The sequence below is a fragment of the Aulosira sp. FACHB-615 genome, assembly GCF_014698045.1.
GTDB lineage: Bacteria > Cyanobacteriota > Cyanobacteriia > Cyanobacteriales > Nostocaceae > Nostoc_B.
On sequence record NZ_JACJSE010000003.1, the window covers coordinates 488,077 to 510,894 of the forward strand.

Annotated in this window: 17 protein-coding genes; 5 read left to right on the plus strand and 12 right to left on the minus strand. The window is 40.1% G+C overall.

Annotated features, from left to right (window positions below; genetic code table 11):
• Nucleotides 1–40: 40 nt before the first annotated feature.
• A complete protein-coding gene (locus H6G77_RS06815) occupies nt 41–1,144 on the plus strand; it encodes a hypothetical protein (RefSeq protein WP_190871168.1) in 1,104 nt (367 codons plus the stop codon).
• Between the two features lie 332 nt (nt 1,145–1,476).
• Here H6G77_RS06815 and H6G77_RS06825 read toward each other — a convergent pair whose 3' ends face one another.
• The 3 genes from H6G77_RS06825 to petN all read right to left on the minus strand — a co-directional run bounded on the left by H6G77_RS06825 (nt 1,477) and on the right by petN (nt 5,470).
• Nucleotides 1,477–4,581, minus strand: a complete 3,105-nt coding sequence (locus H6G77_RS06825) for a GAF domain-containing protein (RefSeq protein WP_190871170.1) — start codon at nt 4,579–4,581, stop codon at nt 1,477–1,479.
• A 630-nt stretch (nt 4,582–5,211) separates the two neighbouring features.
• On the minus strand, nt 5,212–5,373 hold the full coding sequence (locus H6G77_RS06830) for a hypothetical protein (RefSeq protein WP_190590647.1): 162 nt from the start codon (nt 5,371–5,373) through the stop codon (nt 5,212–5,214).
• A 7-nt stretch (nt 5,374–5,380) separates the two neighbouring features.
• Nucleotides 5,381–5,470 (minus strand): cytochrome b6-f complex subunit PetN, encoded by a 90-nt coding sequence (gene petN / locus H6G77_RS06835; protein ID WP_083468698.1) that lies wholly within the window; start codon nt 5,468–5,470, stop codon nt 5,381–5,383.
• 263 nt (nt 5,471–5,733) lie between these two features.
• On the opposite strand from petN, the gene H6G77_RS06840 reads away from it, so the two are divergent.
• The 3 genes from H6G77_RS06840 (at nt 5,734) to H6G77_RS06850 (ending at nt 10,358) form a co-directional block, all read left to right on the plus strand.
• Complete coding sequence (locus H6G77_RS06840; protein WP_242049154.1) at nt 5,734–6,153, plus strand: hypothetical protein; 420 nt, start codon at nt 5,734–5,736, stop codon at nt 6,151–6,153.
• Nucleotides 6,154–6,865: 712 nt separating this feature from the next.
• On the plus strand, nt 6,866–9,043 hold the full coding sequence (locus H6G77_RS06845) for a tyrosine-protein kinase domain-containing protein (protein ID WP_190673549.1): 2,178 nt from the start codon (nt 6,866–6,868) through the stop codon (nt 9,041–9,043).
• Nucleotides 9,044–9,212: 169 nt separating this feature from the next.
• On the plus strand, nt 9,213–10,358 hold the full coding sequence (locus H6G77_RS06850; RefSeq protein ID WP_190673546.1) for a SpoIID/LytB domain-containing protein: 1,146 nt from the start codon (nt 9,213–9,215) through the stop codon (nt 10,356–10,358).
• A 131-nt stretch (nt 10,359–10,489) separates the two neighbouring features.
• Here H6G77_RS06850 and H6G77_RS06855 read toward each other — a convergent pair whose 3' ends face one another.
• Nucleotides 10,490–11,797 (minus strand): hypothetical protein, encoded by a 1,308-nt coding sequence (locus H6G77_RS06855; protein WP_190871171.1) that lies wholly within the window; start codon nt 11,795–11,797, stop codon nt 10,490–10,492.
• A 215-nt stretch (nt 11,798–12,012) separates the two neighbouring features.
• Here H6G77_RS06855 and H6G77_RS06860 point away from each other — a divergent pair, with 215 nt between their 5' ends.
• The gene (locus H6G77_RS06860; RefSeq protein WP_190590642.1) at nt 12,013–12,492 is read left to right on the plus strand and encodes a hypothetical protein; all 480 of its coding nucleotides are present in this window, start codon (nt 12,013–12,015) and stop codon (nt 12,490–12,492) included.
• A gap of 75 nt (nt 12,493–12,567) precedes the next feature.
• On the opposite strand, the gene H6G77_RS06865 is transcribed toward H6G77_RS06860, so the two are convergent.
• The 8 genes from H6G77_RS06865 to H6G77_RS06900 form a co-directional block, all read right to left on the minus strand.
• Nucleotides 12,568–14,787 (minus strand): polysaccharide biosynthesis tyrosine autokinase, encoded by a 2,220-nt coding sequence (locus H6G77_RS06865; RefSeq protein ID WP_190871172.1) that lies wholly within the window; start codon nt 14,785–14,787, stop codon nt 12,568–12,570.
• A gap of 424 nt (nt 14,788–15,211) precedes the next feature.
• Nucleotides 15,212–16,453 carry a hypothetical protein gene (locus H6G77_RS06870; protein WP_190871173.1) on the minus strand — a complete coding sequence of 414 codons (1,242 nt, stop codon included), beginning with the start codon at nt 16,451–16,453 and terminating at the stop codon, nt 15,212–15,214.
• A gap of 324 nt (nt 16,454–16,777) precedes the next feature.
• Nucleotides 16,778–17,152, minus strand: coding sequence for a hypothetical protein (locus H6G77_RS06875; protein WP_190871174.1), 375 nt, complete (start codon nt 17,150–17,152; stop codon nt 16,778–16,780).
• Between the two features lie 112 nt (nt 17,153–17,264).
• Entirely contained in the window at nt 17,265–18,989 is a 1,725-nt protein-coding gene (locus tag H6G77_RS06880; protein ID WP_190590722.1) for an AarF/ABC1/UbiB kinase family protein, read from the minus strand.
• A gap of 443 nt (nt 18,990–19,432) precedes the next feature.
• The gene (locus H6G77_RS06885) at nt 19,433–19,573 is read right to left on the minus strand and encodes a hypothetical protein (protein ID WP_190590638.1); all 141 of its coding nucleotides are present in this window, start codon (nt 19,571–19,573) and stop codon (nt 19,433–19,435) included.
• On the minus strand, nt 19,557–19,823 hold the full coding sequence (locus tag H6G77_RS06890; protein ID WP_190590637.1) for a type II toxin-antitoxin system YafQ family toxin: 267 nt from the start codon (nt 19,821–19,823) through the stop codon (nt 19,557–19,559). Before H6G77_RS06890 ends, H6G77_RS06885 begins: the two co-directional genes overlap by 17 nt.
• A 2-nt stretch (nt 19,824–19,825) precedes the next feature.
• Nucleotides 19,826–20,032, minus strand: a complete 207-nt coding sequence (locus H6G77_RS06895) for a hypothetical protein (protein WP_190590636.1) — start codon at nt 20,030–20,032, stop codon at nt 19,826–19,828.
• A gap of 136 nt (nt 20,033–20,168) precedes the next feature.
• The gene (locus tag H6G77_RS06900) at nt 20,169–22,775 is read right to left on the minus strand and encodes a M1 family metallopeptidase (RefSeq protein WP_190871175.1); all 2,607 of its coding nucleotides are present in this window, start codon (nt 22,773–22,775) and stop codon (nt 20,169–20,171) included.
• Between the last annotated feature and the right edge of the window lie 43 nt (nt 22,776–22,818).

Consider the following 22,818-nt stretch of genomic DNA (forward strand, 5'->3'; position numbering starts at 1 on the left):
TGTCATCCTGAGTTTGATTGATCATTCAGGGTGAGAATAGATGATTTGGAAAAAAGTTTTGCTGATGGCGATGGGGATGATAGTAGCAATTGCCCTTGGGACTTTAACAGAGTTGAAAGGAATTGCCCAAACTCCCACTGATTTAGATTTAGCGGCTTATCATGCGCCAATTCACTATCAAGATACGGACAGTACCAAATATAGCGGTGACTATATTACGCGGTTTAACTATGACGGAGATTGGCTCGGAACAAATAATTGGGATAATCTGGCGGCTTATCCCTTAAATGCTTATGCTTACTATTCTGTGGCTGAGACTTGTACTCACAGATTTATCACCTATTCTTTTTTCCATCCCCAAGATTGGACTGATACTCCTTTTGATCAAGAACATGAAAATGATTTAGAAGGTTTACTGGCGATCGTACGTAAGGATGGTTCTACTTATGGCAAACTCGAAGGTGTTGTCACTGTCTTTCATACCGACTTTTATTCCTTTACGCCCAGTGGTAGTCCTTTAACAAATGGTTCCGAAAGTATTGATGGAAGCCTGACGCTAAGTAGTTATAACGGTTCTCTGCATCCGTTGACGACTCAGGAAGCCAAAGGACATGGCTTGAAAGCTTGGCCTTACGCCGGAAATTTTGATGGAAACAGCAGTGCAGATGGCATTATCTACTATCCTTCTAAAACTACTGCGGAAGTACCCGCATCGGGTAACGATCGCAGTGTACTTTATTCCTTAATTGATGTCTTTGCCTCTGGTGGTTTGTGGCAAAATCAATTAAATCAAGCCTCTAATTCTACAGGGATAACTTATGCCAACTGGGGAACATTCAGAGGAGATTCTAGCGGTGGTTGTGGTGCTGGTTTACCAACTTGTAGCAATAATTCTGCCAATACACCTTGGGGTTGGGATGATTCCAATGATGGCGCAGTTTATAGAGGTGAAATGGCTTTAGATCCGGCTCACCTAACGGATCTATATTTTAATGGTTTGGGTAACTTTGATACTACTTATATTCGTAATCGCTATATTCAAGATTTACGCGATCGCGGGTACAATTCCAGTAATCTTCCTCTAGGCTGGCCTAGCCAAATTAATCTCAATACCTTAATTGGTAAGCTCAAAACTCAATGTTGATTTGACAGTATGAAACCCAACATGATTAAAAATTTGTTGGGTTCCTACATCTAGTGTATTAGGACTTACGCATCAAAACGAAAAATCAATGGTTTTGGTGAGGGTGTAGGGGTTCAGGGGTATAGGGGAGCCACTGGCGTGGGCGGGTTTCCCGACTTGAGCCAAGTGGCGTGTATACTTATTCAAAATTCTTACACCCCAAACCCTTTCACCCAATCTCCACGAATAATCTTTGTGCATAAGTCCTGTGTATTTCTCAATTACAAATTAATTACCAATGACAAATGACCAATGACAACCTTGAGTAGTTAGCTTGATTTGTACCAACATACTTACAGAGGAATTTCAATTAACATCTCACAACCCTTTCCTGGTGGAGAAACACACTTGATGTTACCACCATGTTTATCTACAATAATTTGGTAGCTGATGGATAAACCTAAACCTGTACCTTGGCCTGGTTGCTTGGTGGTAAAGAATGGTTCAAAAATGCGCGATCGCAAATTATGGGGAATACCACAACCATTGTCCGCAATTTTGATTTGAATAGTATTTTCTTCTATAACTTTTGTCCGAATCCAAATTTTTGGCTTGTCTATAAGTTTGCCGTTTATCACCGCATCTTCGAGCGCATCAATCGCATTATTGAGAATATTCATAAAGACTTGATTCATCTGCGCCGCATAGCAAATTACACGGGGTAATTCACTATATTCTTTAATAATTTCAATTCCTGAAGAATTTTCATTTGCTTGCAGGCGATGTTGCAGAATCAACAAAGTGCTTTCAATTCCTTCATGCAAATCCACAGGTTTTTTTTCTGCTTCATCCAATCTGGCAAAGGTGCGTAAAGATAAAACCAATTGCGAAATTCTATCTGCTCCCATTGTCATGGAGTTGAGCATTTTTGGCAAATCATTAGTAATAAAATCTACATCTATTTTTTCACCAAATTCTCTAATTTCGGCTTTGGCTCTGGGATAATGTTTCTGATACATCCCCAGCAAGGTGAGTAAGTCTTCAGTATAGTCGTGTAAATAACTAATATTGCCAAAAATAAAACTAATTGGGTTATTAATTTCGTGGGCTATACCTGCAACTAGTTGCCCTAACCCAGCCATTTTTTCACTTTGAATTAACTGGCTTTGAGTTTGCTGTAATTCTTGGAGAGTTTGCCGGAGTTCTTCTTTTTGCCTTTGAGTTTGTTCTAATAATTCTGCTTGCTGGAGTCCGACACCTAATTGATTACCAATTTGTACTAATAAATCGATTTCATCTTCTTTCCAATTGCGGGCGGCTGTGTTGTGATAAGCCGCTAGTAATCCCCAAAGTTTATCACCTTGGAAAATCGGCACAATCATATAAGAACGTGCTTCCATTAACTGACTCAAAGATATATATTTGTGAGCCTCTTGATTGTTATAAATATCTCTGACTACCAGAGTGTGTCCTTTAGCAAAATCTCCGCCTTGGGTTGTTTGTAAGTAATCATTGGCAATCACACTTAAAAGTTTACGGACTGAAGCCCAGCCTGGGGCGGCTGACTCAGCCACAAATTCACCACTCCAATCAGGACGAAAACGATAAATTGTCACCTGATCTACTTCTAACAATCGCTGCACTTCTTTGGTACTGGTGACAAAAATGGTGTTCAAGTCCAGAGATTGCCGAATTTTTTCGACTGTAGTGGCTAAGGCTTTTTCTCTTTGGGCGGCTTTGCGTTCGCGTTCAGCTGCTTTTGCTAGTTGTTCAGCTTGCAACTGCACTTGTTTTAAAGCTTCTGCTTGCTGTAATGCAACGCCTAACTGTATACCAACCTGCGCGAGTAAGTTGATTTCTTCATCTTGCCAATAACGAGGGTGGGAGTTTTGATAAGCTACCAACAATCCCCATAACTTTTCGCCTTGGGATATTGGCACAAACACTTCATGACGAGGATATTTACCAGCTTGGGTTTCTTTTAATAAGACACGTTCTGTCACTGGCTGGGGTTTAACAACTGGTGTCCAACCATCCACAATGGAATCAGCGACAAATTCACCACTCCAGTCAGGGTAAAAGCGATAAATTGCGACTCTTTCCACATCCAAAAGTCTTCTCACTTCTTGGGTAGTGGTTTTAAAAATTGCGTCAATATCTAGGGATTGGCGAATTTTTTCGACGGTATTTGCCAGCGCCCTTTGACGTTCAGCCGCTTTACTCAGTTCTGCTGCTTGCAGCTGCATTTGTTGTAAAAATTCGGCTTGTTGTAAGGCGACACCTAGTTGAGTACTAACTTGAGTGAGTAAGTAGACTTCATCTTCTTGCCAATCGCGGCGATCGGAGTTTTGATAAACTGCCAATAAACCCCACAGTTTTTGACCGTGGTAAATGGCAATAATCACATAAGCTCTAGCTTGATAGCTTTCTAAAACTTTGATGTAACAGTCGGTAAAACCATAATCATAAATATCACAACAAATACGATAGACTTCGCTTCTAGCAAACATCCCCCCTTCTGTATCTTGTAAATACGTATCCATGACGGGGGTTTCAGCTAAATCTTTGACGCTACACTCGCTGACATTTTCTTTTAATTGTGGTTTATTTGACTGTTCATCAATCAGCGAAATCCAACCTTCGGCTACTGATTCAAAGACAAATTCACCACTCCAATCATGATTAAAGCGATAAATAGCGACGCGATCGGCATTTAGTAACTGTCTGATTTCGACTGTGCTGGTGTGGAAAATGCTGTCTAAATCTAGAGATTGACGAATTTTTTCGACGGTGATGGCAATGGTTTTTTGCCATTCTGCTGCTTTTGCCCTGGCTTGTGCTTGTGCTAGTTGTGTTGATTGTATTTTTACTTGTTCGAGATAATCGGCTTGTTGTAAAGCAACTCCTAAATGTGCGGCGATCAGTTGCACAAACTCAATTTCTGATTCTTCCCATTGGCGAGGGTTACTACATTGATGAATACATAACAATCCCCATAAATCTTTGCCTTTCATCAAGGAGGCTACAATGTTAGCCCGGACTTGGAATCGCTCTAAAATCTGGACATGACAATCGCTCACACTCGCTTGATAGATATCTGCCATTGCATGAATTCGCCCTTCTTGATATAGTCCAGCAAATTCCGCAGCAAAGCAATGATCGCGTAGTTTAGCCGATAGGGCTGAAACCCATTCAGAATCGACATCTTCATAGATGAATTCTCCCTCCCATCCCAACTCAGGATAAAAACGAAACACACCCACTCGATCAGTTTTGAGTAATTGTCTGACTTCTGTAACTGTAATTTTAAATATGGTGTCTATGTCTAAAGTTTCTCGAATCCTGGCAATGACTCCAGATAAGGCTTTTTGCTTCTCACTCTGAACTGGGGAGAAATGGTTTTCTGAAGAATATTCTGTTGGTTTTGAATCTGAGTTTATGGTGTAAGAGTTTTCCATTCCTGGTAGGACTTTAAATATTGAAAGTCTTCTATTGTAGAGTTCCCTAATTTCTTAAAAAGATAACAGTCAAAGACTCAAGTTATTGCTAACTTCATTGATGATGATTTACGTAAATTAAAAGTTACTCAGTAAGGATCAAGTTGCTCATTTTAGCTTTGATTATCCAGTCTGAATATTGCTCAGAATTTTTTCGTGCGTTACAAGTTACTACAACACAGCCGAAAATTTGAGGTTTACTTAATAAATCATCTCTAAGTTGAATTTAATGATAAGACTCTGACTTGATTAATCAAAAAATCTGTATTACCAAAAAGTAATCTTTACAAGTCCTTCATCCTAAACTATACGAATAATTTAAACAATCAAAACAGATTTTAAGAGATTTTATGTCAACTTAACAAATTGATTAATAAGTTATGTAGTTAACTAGTAAAAGAGTAGGTTCACTATAAAAATTAAGATTTGTATTAGTTGATTTTGGTGCTAGTAAAGCAGTTTTGATTACTATCGAAATGGTTCAGGAATTTTGTTGGCGATCGCTATTTACATTGAAATACCTGCAAACAAGACAGGAATGCGATCGCAAATATCGCATTCCTGTAAGAAAATAATTCAACTGCGATCGCATTATCGCTTTTTGGGCGATGCGCGGCGTTGTTCGCGTTTTTCGACTTCCCGAAGACGGCGATCGCGCCAGTCTGCCAAGGTTAAGTAGCCAACGCCACCAGTAACTGCGATTAACAGTACTAACGCCAGTAATGCCAGAATACTCAGAAATGGACTTTCCACGATTCCCCTATAGTCCGTTGCGTCCCCAAACTACCATTGCGATCGACCAAGTGAACACAACTAACAGTGATACCCATCCCAATGTCAAAATTCCCATAGTCTTAAATTTGGCAAATCATTACAAAAGGTCTCTAATATTTATCATACCTGGAACTGGATACGAGGAAGTCTGAACCTGGATTTCTCACAAGAGAGAAATCCAGGGGTGTGGGAGGGGTGGGAAGTGTGGGAGGATGGTGAAAAAATCTTTCCCCCCACACTCCCCACACTCCCCTCTCTCTCCACACCCGCTACCCATACGCGAGAAATTCGGGCCCACTCCCCATTGAGACAATGAACAGAATTTCCGATCCACTACTGATGACTGAACGCTTAGAGTCTCTCAAAGCAGGGATAATTGGCGGTTTAACGTTGGGTGTTATCTGCTTGATGACAAGTTTACTCAACACTCTGGTGTTGGCAAGATATTTTGAGATATTGATTAGTTTACAAGTGAAGTGGGATTGGCAGTTGTTGATCAGTTGGACGATCGCCACGTTCTCTGGTTTACTGTTTGGTGTTACTTACCGTTATATCATTCGCCAAGACCAAAATCTGCAACTCAAAGCTGGTGGGGTGATGGCTTTTGGTTTAGTGCGGGGGTTAGCACAGCTAGAACTTGACTGGAGTTTGGCGGGTGTTGTGTTAGCCGGGGAAAGTGTGCTGTGGTTTATTGTAGCTGCGATCGTTTTAGATCAAGCTATTCAATTAGGCTGGGTTAAAGCTTTTCCATCTACGTAAAGATATCCAAGATTTATGAGCCAAATTTTGTTCATACGCGCTACCTCAGCGTTTACCAGGAAGAATCTTGTAAGTTTATAAATTTTTCACTTAACTCATGAGTCACAATAACTAAAAATTAACTCTTTTTAGCGATCGCTCGTAAAAAATAGAATACACGGTTATTAACTAGTTATATTTTTTCGAGATAATTACTATATTTTTCTATACAAATAATTGTAATTTGCAAATGTTAGTAAAAGATATTTTTACAACATTGAACATCGAATATTTTTGTTTTTTACTTAGCCAAACCAAGTCTGATATTAGATATTAAGCTTATTTTACTCATGTTTGAGTGAGATATATAAGTATTGTTATTTACTCGGCTTAACTCAAATTGACAGCAATATATTTTGCTACTGTAATACCAGCATTATTTATCACTACCAGGATATTGTGATTTAAATTATCTTAGTTGTAGCAAAATTTTCATTAGTAGCATCTAATGAAGATTTAGCGAGAGTATTGACTATTGGCTTTGAATTATTTACGCTCAAAAAATATTTTATTGAATCCATAGATTCATAAGTGTCGAAAACTCTACCAAATTAAATTACATAAGTTGATTTTTTGCTTGATGAGAATCAAACGTTTTTGTAATTACTAAAAATATTCCTGGATTTGATTCTGGTGAATTGATTAAATAAGTAAATATTTCGTAGAGGCTAAGATGATTTTTAATCAACAGCAAATTACTCTAAACTTACCATTCCACAAATTTAATATTAAACAAGTATCTGCTATTTTGCGTCGTCGGCGCTATTTAGTATTAGGTGTTTCTTGTGCGGTGATGTCTGTGATTAGTTTAGTTGCGATTAACACTAAAACTAATTACCAAAGTTCTATGCAGTTGCTTGTGACTGCTGATGCAAATGCAGGTAACACAGCTAATAATATTATGAATCTTGCTGGTAGTGATATTGTGGGATTAAACTCACCAGTTGTAGATTACACAGCACAGATGAAAATGCTGTTGAGTCCCCAACTCATTGCAGAAGCTGTATCTTTACTAAAAGCTGAATATCCAGATATTACAATCGAAGATATTAACGGCAAGCAAGCCAAGCTTTCGATCACAAAGTTAGATGAAAAAACAATCTCTAATAATCTGCCCTTACAAATATTAGAAGTGACCTTCAATGATGAAGATCCAGTTAGAAGCCAGAAAGTTTTACAAGCACTACAGCAAGTTTATCAAAATTATCATATCCAACAACAAAAAGAACGTTTAAATAAAGGTCTGGCTTTTATTAATGTTCGTATACCGCAAATGAAAAAAGAGGTGAATCAAGCAGAAAAAAACTTAGAGCATTTTCGCCGAAAACATAATCTACTTGATCCAGAAGTACAAAGCAAAATTTTAATTGAATCTTTGGCGGCGGTACAACAGCAACTACAAATCACCCGCGCCCAAATTCAAGATGTCCAAGCTCGCTATAATAACTTACAACAAGAAGTTGCTACTTCATCGCGCAAAGCGAGAATGGCGGCTCAACTAAATCAATCAAGTAGCTACCAAACACTATTAGATGATTTTAAAAAGACGGAACTTGCTTTAGCTAGAGAGCAGAAACGTTATACAAATGAGTCTCCCATCATCCAACAACTGAAAGAACAACGCCAAAATCAGTTAGTACTCTTAAAAAGAGAGTCAAATCAATTATTAACAGATATCAGACAATCTACTGATAGTTCAGTACAAACAGAAGGTGCTGATCCGCAATTATTACAAGAGTTAATTCAAGTCCAAACTACAGCTTTAGGACTAATAGCTAACGAAAAAAGTTTAGCTGAAACCGAACAAAAACTCAGATTTGAATTTAGTCAATACCCAAGTTTATTAGCGCAATATAACCGTTTATTGCCAGAAGTACAGGCTAAACGTAAACAACTAGAACAATTATTACAAGCTCAACAATCTTTGGGTTTGAAAATTGCCCAAGGTGGTTTGGGATGGGAAGTATTAGAGGAACCGAGTTTAGGCAAACTAACAGGAATTAACAGATTATCACTGTTGTTAGGAGGTGTCGTACTGAGTCCAATTTTAGGAATTGCGATCGCCTTAAGTTGGGGAATGTTTACCCGCACCATTTATTCTACAAAAGAATTACAGCAGTCAACCAATTTACGGTTACTAGGTTCTGTGCCGAAACTAGCACCCAGAGGCTTGACAAAATGGCTACCAAATATTTCAGGTCATAAACAAAATAATATTGCTTCTACTTTTACCGAAACTGACAGTTGGTTGCCTTGTCATGAAACCTTAGATATTCTCTATCAAAATCTGCAAATATCTAAGTCTCCTTTGCCTTTTAAATCTTTGATGTTTACTTCTGCTTTATCAGGGGAAGGAAAAACGACTGTGTTACTCGGATTGGCGGCTAGTGCAGCCAGAATGCACCGACGCATTCTCTTAATTGATGCCAATTTGCGGTATCCCCATTTACATAAAATGCTGCAATTATCCAATGATTGGGGTTTATCTCTATTATTACTGGATGAAACAAGCAACCACATTCATAATTATATCCAGCCTGTTCACCCGTCAATTGATGTGTTGACGGCTGGGCCAAAACCAGATGATACTATCAGATTACTCAATTCTCAACGAATGAAAGAACTGATCAAGGGATTTGAGCAAAGCTATGACTTAGTGTTAGTTGATGCGCCGCCAATTTTGGGTACAGCCGATGCGAGAATTTTAGCTGGATATTGCCATGAAATTGTTATGGTAGGACGAATGGGTCAACTAACTCAAGGTGATTTAATGCAAGCTCAAGAAATTTTGAGCCATTTAAATTTAATTGGTATTATTGCTAATGGCGTAAGAAGCCACCAGCAGGTTTAATTATATTCATTTACCATTAATTTTCTGCTCTGTGCTTTTTTGGTTGCCTACTAAAAATACATTGCATAATTGATAGGAGGCGGCAACCTCCTATGTTGGAGAACTGTCTCATCTTGAGTGGTAGATGCCAAAAGCGTCAAGCAGATACTAGTGTGATTAGATGATCAGCATGAAATTCCAACTGTTTTTAGGCTCTTTATTTTCTCAGTTTAAATTCCGGCATTGGTGGATGGGTATCCTCTTGTGGATTGTTTTGGTTGCTCCTGCTCAAGCATCAGTGATTTTACGAGTGGCGATTGAGAGGGGAGTTAATCAAGTTAAAGTCGGTAGTTCTACGGCTGCCTTGGTAAAGGATAGTACGGGAAAGACTTTAGGACAATTGCCGGCGATGAGTGCTTATTACGCCCAGTCAGTTCCGGGGGGAGTGGCTTTAGATAAGTGGCAATCTGGTTTATTTTGGATTGAGCCAACTGGTAAAGGATTTGTTTATATTGGCGATCGCTGGTATCGTGGAAGAACCTTAGTTGCCCCCACAGAAAAAGGTTTAACGGCAGTTAACTGGGTAGATGCGGAAGAATACCTCTACAGTGTTCTAGGCGGCGAAATGGATAGCAGCTGGCCCCAGGAAGCTTTGAAAGCCCAAGCGATCGCAGCTCGCACCTACGCTCTCTACGAACGGGAAAAACAACGCAATAACCCCATCTACGATTTAGGTGATAGTCCCGATCGCTGGCAAATTTACAAAGGAGTCATGAGTGAATCTCCTTCTACTTACGCAGCTGTTGATGATACGGCGGGACAAGTCCTAACTTATAACAACAAAATTATTCTCTCGGTTTTCCATGCTTGTTCGGGCGGACATACCGAAAATGTGGAAGATGTCTGGGGAAATACTTTGCCTTACCTGCGGGCTGTGCAGGACTACGATCAAGATGTCAAAGAATGCAATTGGGTAAAAACTTTTTCCCCTGCGGAAATTAGCGCCAGAATTTCTGGTGTCGGCAATGTTAAGGAAATCATTCCCGAAAAATTCTCACCTTTCCGCAGTGTCAAAGCTTTAAAAATTGTGGGCGATAAAGGTACAAAAGTCTTAGAAGGTGAGGCGGTACGTACTACACTAAAGCTAAGAAGTACTCGTTTTAATGTCAGTAAAAGTGCAGATGGTAGTTTTGTGCTGCAAGGCTTAGGCTTTGGTCATGGATTAGGAATGAGCCAATGGGGAGCATACAACCTAGCTCGACGCGGCATTACTCACCTGCAAATTTTGGGTCATTATTATCAAGGTGTAGCCCTCACACCGATTAAAGCGAAGTAATGAGGGAGTAGTTAGTGGGGAGTGGGACAGGACTATTGTCTATAAAGATTGGGTGTAAGGGTGCAAGGGTGTGTGGCGTAATATATATACCCCTATTCCCTATTCCCTACTCCCCACTCCCCATCTTAGCCCTACTCCCTATTCCCGACTCCCGACTCCCCATCTTTAGCAGCTTCGATTTGGGCAGAGTTCTGAATTTCCTGTTCTAATAAGTCGGTTTCGGTGGTGTAGACTAAATCTTTGTTTTCAATGATTTTTTCAGTGGCAAACTGTTGAGCAAAGTCAATTTTTTGCTGTAAATTTCCATCTGGATCGGTTAATAGTCTAGCGCGAGATAAGCGATCGCGGTTACGTGCTGTAATTTTTTGATTACGCCACTGAATCCAGAAATAACGTACTAGTGGTACACCCAAAAATCCTACACCATAAGCCAACAGCAGCCAATAAATTCCTTGGACAAAAGCAACTAATCCGCCTAATTGTGCAGCCGCAATCCCATCTCTGATTAAATTTCCCAGGATTAAAGCACCGACAAAATTGAGGACTCCTAAGCCAGCACTTAGCATAATTTGTCCAGAATCAGCTTGACTAAAACGCCAAGGTGATTCTTCTAAATAAGGTTGTACTGACTGACGATTTTTTTGACTGGCTTGAACTTGTAATTCGGGAAAATAGTAAATTATTTCCCCTTGGGAACTCACTTTTGGTTCCCCGTTAAAGCGCAACAGTACAGGCAGCATATAATCTTCGTACTCTTGTCTATAACTGGGGCCAAGGTCATCTAAATATGGCGTAATTTGTTCTGCTGCGACTGCACCACCCTGACGGCGAATGACAGTAGCTATTTCTTGCCAGCGACGTTCTTCTAATTTGGCATTAGGATTACCATCACCAAATAAAAAGGAAAACACCGCTTCAAAGAAATTCATTTCACTACCTCTACCTTGGCGGCTGTTTTGTCGCCTTTGTTGGTAGGAAGTATCGTAGTAGTTGGGACTAAAATACCAAAATAAATCGGGGAAAAAGAAGAAGCCGCCGCCGCGATCGCTACTACCTCGGTTGTCGTTATCGCGATCGGAATTAGCCGCAGTGATAATTATAATGATGCTAATAGTAATTAGCGCGATCGAAACAACTAAAAATATCCCAAAAGAAATGCGAATCAGGTAGAAAAGAACTTTCCAAATTTTTTGCCACCATTCTTGCAAACGTAACTGAAAATATTTATTCCGTAAAATTGCTCTAAAATTTTGTGGAAATAGGTAAACAATATCACCTGTTTCTGCTACTTGCAAATGTCCACCAGCATCAGTAGCTAAAGCCAATAAACCTTGATTGGCTTCTGCAATTTTTAAGCCTGCTTGGGTGGCAACATCACCAATGGTAACTCGATAACCCAGTTGCTCCACAGCATTCATGATCGCTGGATTTGGAGCCATCGCTCTCCCCTCCTGTTTCAATTTATTCTATCTTTCTCTAGTATAAAGTTTTATTTTTGGAGACTTGAAAGAATACTGATTAACTCCTGATTGATTCACCCAACCAACAACAAGAATAATTAATTTTTCAATCTAAAAGATATTAATCGCCACTTTTACCATGTTAAAATTATTTGCCTTGGCTTGGTTAATCAGCAAATTTTCTGTCCTCAAATATGGTTCAGTACACTCTCGCCCAAAGCCCAGAAATTATCCTTTCCGTTCCTGGCAAAGATTCTGCTAAAGCTCGTGATAAAGCAATGGATCAGTTGATGGAACTGATGGATGCGGGTAAACTTCCCACGGAATTAGAAGAAGGATTCGGCCCGCAACAATTAATTGAGGTCAAAGAATCAACCAGTGACCATAACAATAGTGAAGATGCTATTACTCAAGCAGTCCAAGTGTTAAGTAATTTAGCAACACTCAAGTTGAAAGTGCAAGAATCCCGCACGGAAGCCTTAGAACTTCGCAAAGCTGTTGATATTTTGTTCTCTGATAACTCTGTCACCGAAGAAGAAATTACGCGTCTGAAAGAAGGCTTTAAAGTTCTGAAAAATTTCGCTCAAGCAAATCTGCGTTACCAAGAAGCACGAGCTAAAGCAGAACAGGCGAGGCAAGTTTTAGACCAAGCTTTAAAATCGCCAGATGCGTAAATAGTTTCTGAAGTTGTCATTAGTCCTTTGTCATTAGTCATTGGTATTGACAAAGGACTAATGACAACCTTTAATTTAGCGTCGTCTGATGCCTCTAAAAACAGAGTTAGCTTGTTCGTCGCTATTTGGTGTTTCTACTTCGACAATTTCAGCACTGGTACTCTTTTTGTAATATTGCTGATAGTAGTCATGGGAAACAGGTGTGGAATCTTTTGATTTGTTGGCAATCATCCCTAACAGGGGTGTACCAGAAATTTGAATTTCTTCTAATACTTGCTTGAGGGCAGTACGTTTCAAATGACCCAAGCCAGCTACCATAACAATACCATTGGTGTTAGATGCTAACAGGTAAGCATCAGCAAACCCTAGCAATGGGGGAGTGTCATAAATTACTAAATCAAAGTTGCTTTGCAGTTCGTTCATTAAATCCTGCATTTTCTTAGAAGCTAGTAATCTGACAGAATCGGGAGGTGTCGGCCCCGCAGTCATCACAAATAGATTATCTTCTATTGGCGATCGCTCAATCACATTTTCCCAATCTAAATCTTGGGCAATGACATCAGTCAAACCCTGGACATTCAATACACCCAGACGCTGGTGCAAACTAGGACAACGCAGGTTAGAGTCTACTAATAACACTCTCTGACCCATTGCCGCAGCGGCCTGTGCTAAATGTACAGCCACCGTAGATTTACCATCTCCCTGGCCAGCAGAGCTAATTACCAACGAGCGAATCGGGTCATCAGAACCCAATAACATGATATTGGTGTAGAGCGATCGGTAAATTTCAAAGAAAGAAGCTCGATTAGTTTGTTGTAAACCTCTAGATAAAGTTGATTGTGGTGCTGATTCTAGTTCTTTTCTTAAAGGTACAATTCCTAGTAATGGCAACTTAGCACTGTTCTTCAACTCTTGAACAGTGTAGAAAATATTACTCAATTTATCAACAATCAAAGCTGCCCCTATACCCAACACCAACCCTAAAATGCCACCAATAGCTAAGTTTAGCTTGGCATTGTTAGAAATTGCACTTGGTTTATCAACTGATGCTAATTTAGGATCAAGTAATCGCCAAGGTTGTTGTTTTTGAGCTTTTTCAATTTCTAGTGCTTGTTGTTTAGTAGTAAATTGCGTCAGAGAACTGTTAGAAATTTCTAATTGTTGCTGAATATTACTATAGGTACGAGTCAGAGTCGCTAAGTATCTGACATCGTTATTCAGAGTTGTGATTTTGTCATACAAAAATTTATCACGGGCGGAAACAGACCGAATTTGGCTTTGCAATTCTTTTTGCAGACGCATTTCCTCACCAGCCAATAAAGGAAGCAAATAAGCTCTCCTATCTGTTAGCGTCACCATAGCTGGGTTATCTGGTGTATATACTGCTGCCTTTTGGGCAATTTCAATATCAACGGCTTGGATTTGATCTAGTATTTTTTGATAACGCCCATTTTCACTCAGTAAAGAATTACCTGCTTTTTCACCAGGGTTTCTGGCTAATTCTCTTTGTAAATCCTGATATCTGGCGACTAATTGTTCTAGTTGTAGGCGATTTTCGATGCGCTGTTGTCGCAACCCAGCCAGTTGACTAGCTAATTCTTGCGCTCTTTGGGCTGGATCAATTAAATTATTTTCTACTTGTAAATTGCGGAGTTGATTTTGCCAATATTTGACTCTCGCTTCTATTGGCTGTCTTTGTTTATCAACAAACTCAATTGCTTGATCAACATCTAACTGACGTTCTTGTAAACTATAAGCTAAATAAGCATCAGCTAGTAGCTTAGAAACATCACTTACTAGTTGTTTGTCTGGGTGCGTATATTGAACAGTTAAAATGTCTGGTGATTCTGAGCCGATAATTAAGCCAGAAACTAGCAAATTATAATTAATGTATGGATATTTGGGCTTAAGCTTTTCCACAATCGGATCAAGTACTCTGGGACTACGTAAGACTTGAATTGTGGTATTACCGTTGCTTCCACCCTTGCCTGATGATACCGAAACACTAGGAGTTGCGTCTTCATCAGAAATTGTTTGAGGCACACTAGCTATTACCTTAGTTTCACCCGTTACCTGCCTCGTTAAAATATCAAACGAGCCGAGATATACTGGAGGGTCGGTTTCGGCCTTTAACACTGCTGCTGTAGCTACTAAAGCAGTTATTCCAGAAATTAACAGCAATCGACGACGCAAAATGGCAAAAATCTGACCTATATGCAACTCGTCATCATCATTGTTGTTAAACTGAGCAGATTTAGCTTGTGACAGGTAAGGGTGTTTTTCTGACTTCAGCATAGTGTTTGTAAATTAAACGACTGGGTTTTGATGCAGTAAAAACTATTTTCGCAATTGTGGTAAAGATGCTGGGAATGCTTATAAGTTACCTTGTCTGTTGCTATGCCCTGGCAAATTTTGGACTTGACTAACTAACTAATACGTTAGTCAATTTTCAGTACACAGGTATTGTGAAGAACTTAGTTCATACACTTACTATTGTGGTTAAAGTTTTACAAATACAGTTTAGTCAAGGATAACGCAATACAAATACAGTAACATTGCGTAGCATAAATTTGTTAACTTTGGTGAACATTCCTGTTGAGCTATACAAAACTTTTACTGAAACAGCACGAAATTTTTAACTTTCGACTCTGTAGAAGTTATCTACGCTTCAAAGTAGAGACTTTGTATACAAAATCTCTACTTCGGCTAAAATTTGGGATTAATTAAACCAAGCTGCGAACTGGAAGAATTGCCCTCGGAACACTTCTAACAACCGCAACCAAGTATTTGTATCTGTGAGTTTACCTAACTCTAAATAAGGTGCAGGGGCAGTTCCTTGCACCCATAAAACTAAATCAAAGGTTTGCGGCTGAGTAAAGACCTTGTTGAGATTAATACCTCTAACTTCGCGTTTTCTCCAGAGTGGGACTAGTTTTTGACCTGTTAATAACGCATCGGTCTCATTTAAAAAATTCAGCCACTCATCAATCATGGGTTTAGTAACGACTGCATTGGGAATTACCCCTTTTTGTTGAGGATTGGGTAGCCATTCCCGGTCATTATCAGTTTCGGCTAAAATCAAATCCCAAGATTGACGACTTAAGGCTGTGACTGTGCGTAAATTTTCCATTGCAGTGGTTAAACGTTCTGGTTCAGCCACGGGAAAATTCATTAAATGAACGAACGCAACGATGTCGGTAATAATATCAAAGTCAAAACTACCAGATGGGCTTCTACCCTCAACCAGAAAGGGATAAGGGGTTTTTGGTTGAGCAAAAATTAAATGAGCCGTGGCATCAAAAAGTTTACTTTCATCGTAAGCTAAAACGATCTGAGCGATCGCAGATAGTAAATTGCAGTATCCCCTTAGCCAAATTACATCACCCGCATCAAAAGCGATCGCTAAATTTTGGGCAGCTTTTTCGCTGGCTGGTATCCCTGTCAATAAGCTAAAAGTCTTCCAGAAAGACTCATCCTCTACTAACTTACCATCTCCGTTGATATCCAACCTTGTTAAACCCAGCCTTAGCGGTAGCTTAACTTGATTATCTTTGATTGGTTCCAGGGTATCCTTGACTTGAGTTAAATCATTGAGTAAGTTCTGCAAAACATTTCTTGTATCTTGATAAGTGACTGGCTCTGGTTTAGGATTTATCGGTACAGGCAGACGTAAAATTGGGAAAAACTGAGTAACAAAATTTTGCTGCACGCCATAACGGTAAAGCGACTGGGTTAACCTTTGAGTTGCACCCATCAACTGCACAACGCCCAACTTAAATCGCGTCAAGTCATCATTGTTGTTTTCTTGAAGTTTAGCTGTAAAAGCTGCTTCTCCCTCCTGAAATTGAGCATTTATCAGATATTCCTCAATATCAGAAGAAGGTGTCGCCGATTTTACCAGTGGCGTAAATGAGAATAATAGGCTGATGACTAGTAAAAGAGAACAAACAAAAAGGCGCATAAGCTTTCACCTCATAAATACATTTGTTTGCGCTACTTTAACCTAAATCATCCTCAAGTCTGCTAAAGAATAGCTAAAAGTCTAGTTTAGACTTCTTCCTAAACTTCCACTGCACCGCAGGCAGAGTGCTTTTTGGATAGGGGCAATGGAGTTTTGGGCTGATTTAGCTCATGATTTAATGAGTTACTTAATGCACAGAAAAAAACGGTGTGTTACGACTAATTTTTACTATCTTAAGTGCTGAGTCTTTACATAGACGTAACACATCTTAAGTGGCAAATATGGTTTACCAACAAATTAATTCTGAGTTCTGAGCCAATGTTTCTAAGATAAAGAATCTAAATCAAGGGATTGCATTCCTTGAGTTTTGGCAAAGGTGAGCATACTGCTTAATTGCAACCATACTAATAAGCCAGTCAACAAACTTATTGGTAAACCAACTCCTAATGCCAGAATAGGAGGAAAGCCAAAGATAGCTAAACCTGAATAAAGAAAAAGACTAATACCAAAAGTAATACCGATAAATGGTACTAATAATTGCTGAGAATAAACACGAGATTCGGATTTATCTGTACTATTTTTTTGCCATTTCTGCACAATAATTTTAAGTGTGCCAGATAAACCAACACCAGAAGTTACAGCAATAAATAAGCCAATAGCTAGAAGAAAATAAGGTGGTTGTTCTGGGAAGTAGTACATGAAAACTCCGAATTATATTAAAAGGTCAGAAAATTTACTGTTTGTAATAATGCGCTATCAAAATGATAGGAGGTAATTTTACCTCCTGTTATCAGATGGGAGTTTGCAGGTTTTAGTGCGTGATACCTGATGCCGAATCTCCTAAATTAACAAAAGCTGTAGCTCTTGGTAAAATAGCGGCTACTCCTTCTCTAGAAAATTCGGTTAATAAGCGAATGGCGACATCTATTAAACGATTGGGTTTGATGTCATCTTTGACTAAATCCCACAGGCGTTGTACTTCTTCTGTATGCAGACGGTCATCTTCTGTGAGGGCTAATACTAATTGTCGCCGCAGAAATTTACCTTCTTCTGATAACAAAAATTGCAATCCCATTTGGGCTGTAGGTAATACATCAAAGTTACCATCTGTGCGGGCGATCGCAATTAAGTTTTCCAATCGCTGCCACTGGAATTTACCATCTTTAAACAGCACGTTCAGCAACCGTCGCCGCAATTGGGGAGACTCGCCTGTAAGTAAGCGTCGGGCAATGTAAGGATAACCAACCTCCACAATTTTAAAATTGGGGTTAAGGCTGAGGGCAATTCCTTCTTGTGTGACTAATGAGCGAATAATTAACGCAAACTTAGCCGGAACTCGAAAGGGATATTCATACATTAATTCCGAAAATTCATCGGTAATGGTTTTGAAGTTAAAATCCCCAACGTTCTTACCAATTGCATCGCCTAACACAGTTTCTAATGCTGGTACAATTGGCACAATATTTGTGTCGGCAGTCAAAAAACCCAAATTGACAAAATCTGTGGCTAAGTCCAGATAGTCTTTGTTGACCAAATGTACTAAAGCATCAACTAAATTTTCTTTGCTGGTTTCTTCTAACTGATCCATCATGCCAAAGTCGATGTAAGCCATACGACCATCGGGCATAGCAAATAAGTTACCAGGATGGGGGTCAGCGTGGAAGAAGCCGAACTCTAGCAGTTGACGCAAACCAGAAGTGACAGCAATTTGGATAATAGTTTCAGGATCTAAACCAGCAGCACGGATACTTTTTGTATCTGTTAGCTTCAAGCCGTTGATCCATTCTAGGGTTAATACCCGACTGCTAGTGTAACGCCAGTAAATTGCCGGGACTTTTACCTGGGGGTCGTTGCGGAAGTTGTTGGCAAATTTTTCGGCGTTGCGACTTTCGTTGATGTAGTCAATTTCTTCAAATAATTTTGTCCCGAACTCGTCCACAATTAAGGTCAAATCGTGACCGAGATTTAGGGGTAGCAAAGGTGCAAGCCAACTCGCAGCCCAACGCATTAAATAAAGGTCTAAGGTGAGAAGTGGTCGGAGGTTGGGGCGTTGTACTTTGACTGCGACTTCTTCACCACTAATCAAACGTCCCCGATAAACTTGACCTAAACTTGCCGCCGCTACAGGTTCTGGTGATAATTCACTGTAAACTGCTGATATGGGACAATCAAGTTCTTTTTCAATAATTGTGTATGCGATCGCACTATCGAAAGCTGGCAGTTGGTCTTGTAATTTTACCAACTCTTCTAAGAAATCTTTGCGAATCAGGTCAGGCCGGGTGGAGAGGGCTTGACCAACTTTAATGAAGGTGGGGCCTAGGCTTGTTAGTAGTTGACGCAACTGGGTAGCTCGCTTTCCCCGATTCTGCTCTACTTGATTTTGCCATTCATCCCACTTTAGACTCAAAACGAATCCAGCAAAAGACCAAATAATTCTCAGCAAGCGTCCCCATGCTAACCAGGGGCGGTAACGATAGTGACGAGCGATCGCTTCTGGATTATACCGCTTTAGCTGAGCAGGTTGATACTGACCCACGCTTTTTGTTGCCTCTTCAACTGGGAAATCTACACTGTTGTTTTTGTTTTTTGGCATCCCCAAGTACAAGCTGATTGCTCGTTAGGATAACCTTAGCTTTTTATAAAAAACTATTAAACTTTACCTTTTTTCGGGTACACACGCAGCCATAAAAGCTTACCGTGCTTGCCTCTTTTTTTTATCTTTTTCTTAATTATACTTTATAAAAGTACAAATAATCCGCGAAAATCGGTCAAAAACCAATCCGCAATGGTTAAAGAATTGTTAAGAAAAAGCTTTTTCTGGATATATTGTTACTGAGCTTGGATGTGATTATGTTTATCTGCTACAAGTTATCAAGTTTGGCGGATGACTTGTAGCGATCGCACTTGCTCACTAGTGGTTTTTGTCGTCTTTAGATCGGGCTTGGCTGACAAGTTAACAACTGTTCTGCGCTTCTTGTTCTAGTCTGCAAACATCGCGTCTAAGTCGCAGTTACAAGACTTGGTATGGTCTTTAGGGTTTTTATGAATTTCCTCTAGAATGTTATCTGGCAACATGGCTACATCTTCTAATAGTTCGTGCTGCTCAATAAACCTCGTCATGGCTACCGATATCTACAAATACAGCTTTGCCGTCTTCTGTAAAGTAGAACAGTACTCTTTCATCGTAATCTACACTAAAACTCCAAAATTCTTGAAGCTTTCCCGATAGTTTGTGCGTTTTCAAGCTTGGATCAAATGGATCTATAGTGAACTGTTCCAGTTTTTGCCAAAACTTTGCTTCTAAATCTATGTTGCCTTTGATGCGCTTTTTAAAAGCACGTTTAAATGCGGAACTGAAACTAACTTCCACGATTACTCCTCTATCAGTTGTCTCAGTTCATTGATGTTGGAGGAAAACTTCAGTTCACCTTTTTGCTGTTCCATTTTTGCCGACTGAAAATTGTCGTATATTTCTTCACGGCGCTCTTCACGGAGGTATTGCTGCAACAAAAGTTGAAGTTCAAGCTTCTCATCTACGGAGAGACTTTTGATTACTTCGACCACATCATTAAAAGTCATCGATTGCAAGACCTCATTCTACTCACTAATCATTCTAGCTGGCGAGAAACCAAGCTCTCAATATTCAAAAGGTGCGTGACATTTCATTCACGCACCCTACAGGTATAACTAACCGCTAACCCCCAGCCTCTAGCCTCTACTTAGATTTCGCCTCTAAGTTTTCTAAGCGGCTTTTGAGTTCTTGGTTTTGTTTTTTGAGTTGGTCGAGTTCTTCGCGCAATTGACGCAGGGCGGTTTCTGGGCCGATGTGTTTTTGGACATTGGCAATTTCTTCGTCAGCATAGCGACGCACGCGACCATCGGGGGTTTGTTCAGCAAGCGATCGCAAAATGTCAATTGCTTTGGGTGTTTCCATTTTACCCAAGGCTGTAACTACTGCTACTTGGGTTAAGAAGAAGGTTTCTTTGGCGAGTTCGGCTAATCTATCTAAAATCCGTTCTAAGTTAACTGGTGTTTGACCAACGGAAATTTTACCTAAAGCCTTGATTGTCGCTAACCGTAAGGCTTGGGGAACTCCTTGTTTGGTGTATTCCAGCAACAGATTTAAAGCGGCTTCGGAAGTTTTGAGTTCTGCTAAACCGTTAACTGCACCACTACGAACTACTTCATTCCAACCAGCTTTTTCTTCTAAAACTGATTTCAGTAGCTTGATGACCTTTTCTTCCTTGGGCTTTTCATCCAGATTAGCAGCTGCGATCGCGCCGATGGCTGTAGCGGCTGCGGCTTCTACATAATAACTGCGATCGCCATCTTGCACTCTCTCTTTCACAGCCTTATAACTATCATAGGTTTTGATGGTCGCCAGTGCATTCACAACCGCACGCCGCACATAAGGACTTTTATCTTTTAATCCCACCACTAAACCATCAAAGGCTTGATCTAACTTGACTTCTGCTAGTTGTTTGGCAACTTCCACCCGCACCCCCCAAAATGGTTCTTTTGTCAATGCTTTAGATAATGCTTTGGTTGCTTCCAAACCGCCTTTTTTCGCTAAAGCTGTCGCTGCATAAATGCGAGAAATTGGGTCAGGGTCAGATTCTAACTGCGCTTTCAACTCAGGAAGGGGATATTCCAAAGTGACAGTTTTTAAGAAATGATTGCCGACATCAAAGCTAATAAAATCTGGCTTGGCTGATAGTGGGAAGTAGAAGCTTTGTTCTGCTTCATTTACTCGGACTGTAAAAGTGCTGAGTGCTGAGTGCTGAGTGCTGAGTTTTTCTGTGGAGTCTTTTTGGACGTAGCCGAAACCGATGGGGATTTTTAAGTCAAATAAATTTTTACTGCTATTTTTATCAGCTTGAGTTTGAGTAACTGTAACCTTGGCTAAATTTGCATCACCATCCCAAGAGTAAGCCACTTTAAAATCAGGATGACCGCCACGATAAACATATTGGTCGAATAAGAAAGCTAAATTTCTACCTGTGGCTTTATCAATGGCGCGGAGTAAGTCTACTGTTTCAACAGTTTTGTGGGCATTATCCTGCACAAAGGTTTGAATGGCGTGCCAAAATAATTCTTCACCCAATTCCGCCCGAATCATGTGATAAACACAAGACCCTTTTTCGTAGATGTGGCGGTCATACAGTTCAATGGCTTCGCGGTAAACATGAGTCACCATTGGGCGGCGGTAACGGCTGCGATCTTCGCTTAAATAACTCCGCGCTTCTATTAACCGATAGTATGCAGCTTCTTCAGCACTATATTCATGTTCTGTCCACATAACTTCAGAGTAAGAAGCCATACCTTCTTTAATCCAAGCATGAGACCAATGCTTAATTACTAGCAAATCACCAAACCATTGATGCGCCAGTTCATGAACAACTAAACTTTCGGTGTTGCGGTTATCTAAAGCGGCGCGTTCATCTAAAAGACAACGGTCTGTTAATAAGGTGGTGGAAGTATTTTCCATCCCCCCAAAGATAAAGTCATCAACGCAAACTTGGGCATATTTAGGAAAAGGATATGGATAACCATACTTTTCACTCAAAAATTCGACCATGCGGGGAGTTTTGCCCATGCTGCGTTTAGCATCTGCTTCCCGGCCTTTTTCCACGTAGTAAGTCACTGGTTTACCTTGCCATTCATCTCGAATTTCGGCAAAGTCAGCCACAGCTAGAGTCATTAAATATGTAGGATGAACTTGCTGCTGTGACCAATGATAAATTTTTTCGGAACCTTCTTCGATGGTTTCGATTAATTCACCGTTAGAAATCGCTACTAATGCTTTGGGAACCCGCACGCGAATTTCTGATGTGGAGAGTTGTCCGGGATAGTCAAAACAGGGAAACCAAAAACGTGAGTCTTCGTCTTCTCCTTGAGTCCAGACTTGAGTAGGTTTGTGGGGATAGTGTTTGTCTGGTTGGATAAAGTATATACCGCGTTGGGGTTTTTCGGCGGAGTAGGCGATCGCAATTAAAATTCTTTTCCCTTGTTCTGTCGGTTGGTCAAGCTTAATAGCAAGCTGTTCACCGTCGTAGTCAAATTTTTGCACCACCTCATCTACTTGTACAGACTGGATATTTAAGTTGACTGCATCCAGCACTAAACGGTCAATTCCACTACGAATGGGTAATAGGCGAATACTACAGCTACCGTGATAACTTTGCTTGGGGATATCTAAGTGCAGGTCAAGAAAAATATGCTCTACCTGTCCAGGACGATCTGGATTATAGTGTGGTCTGGCTCCCGGTAACTCAAAAGATTTGCGTCCGTTATTTTCTGTATCAAAATATGAATGCGACATTGATGCTGACTGACCCTTTAATCTTAAAAAATTTAAGTAAATT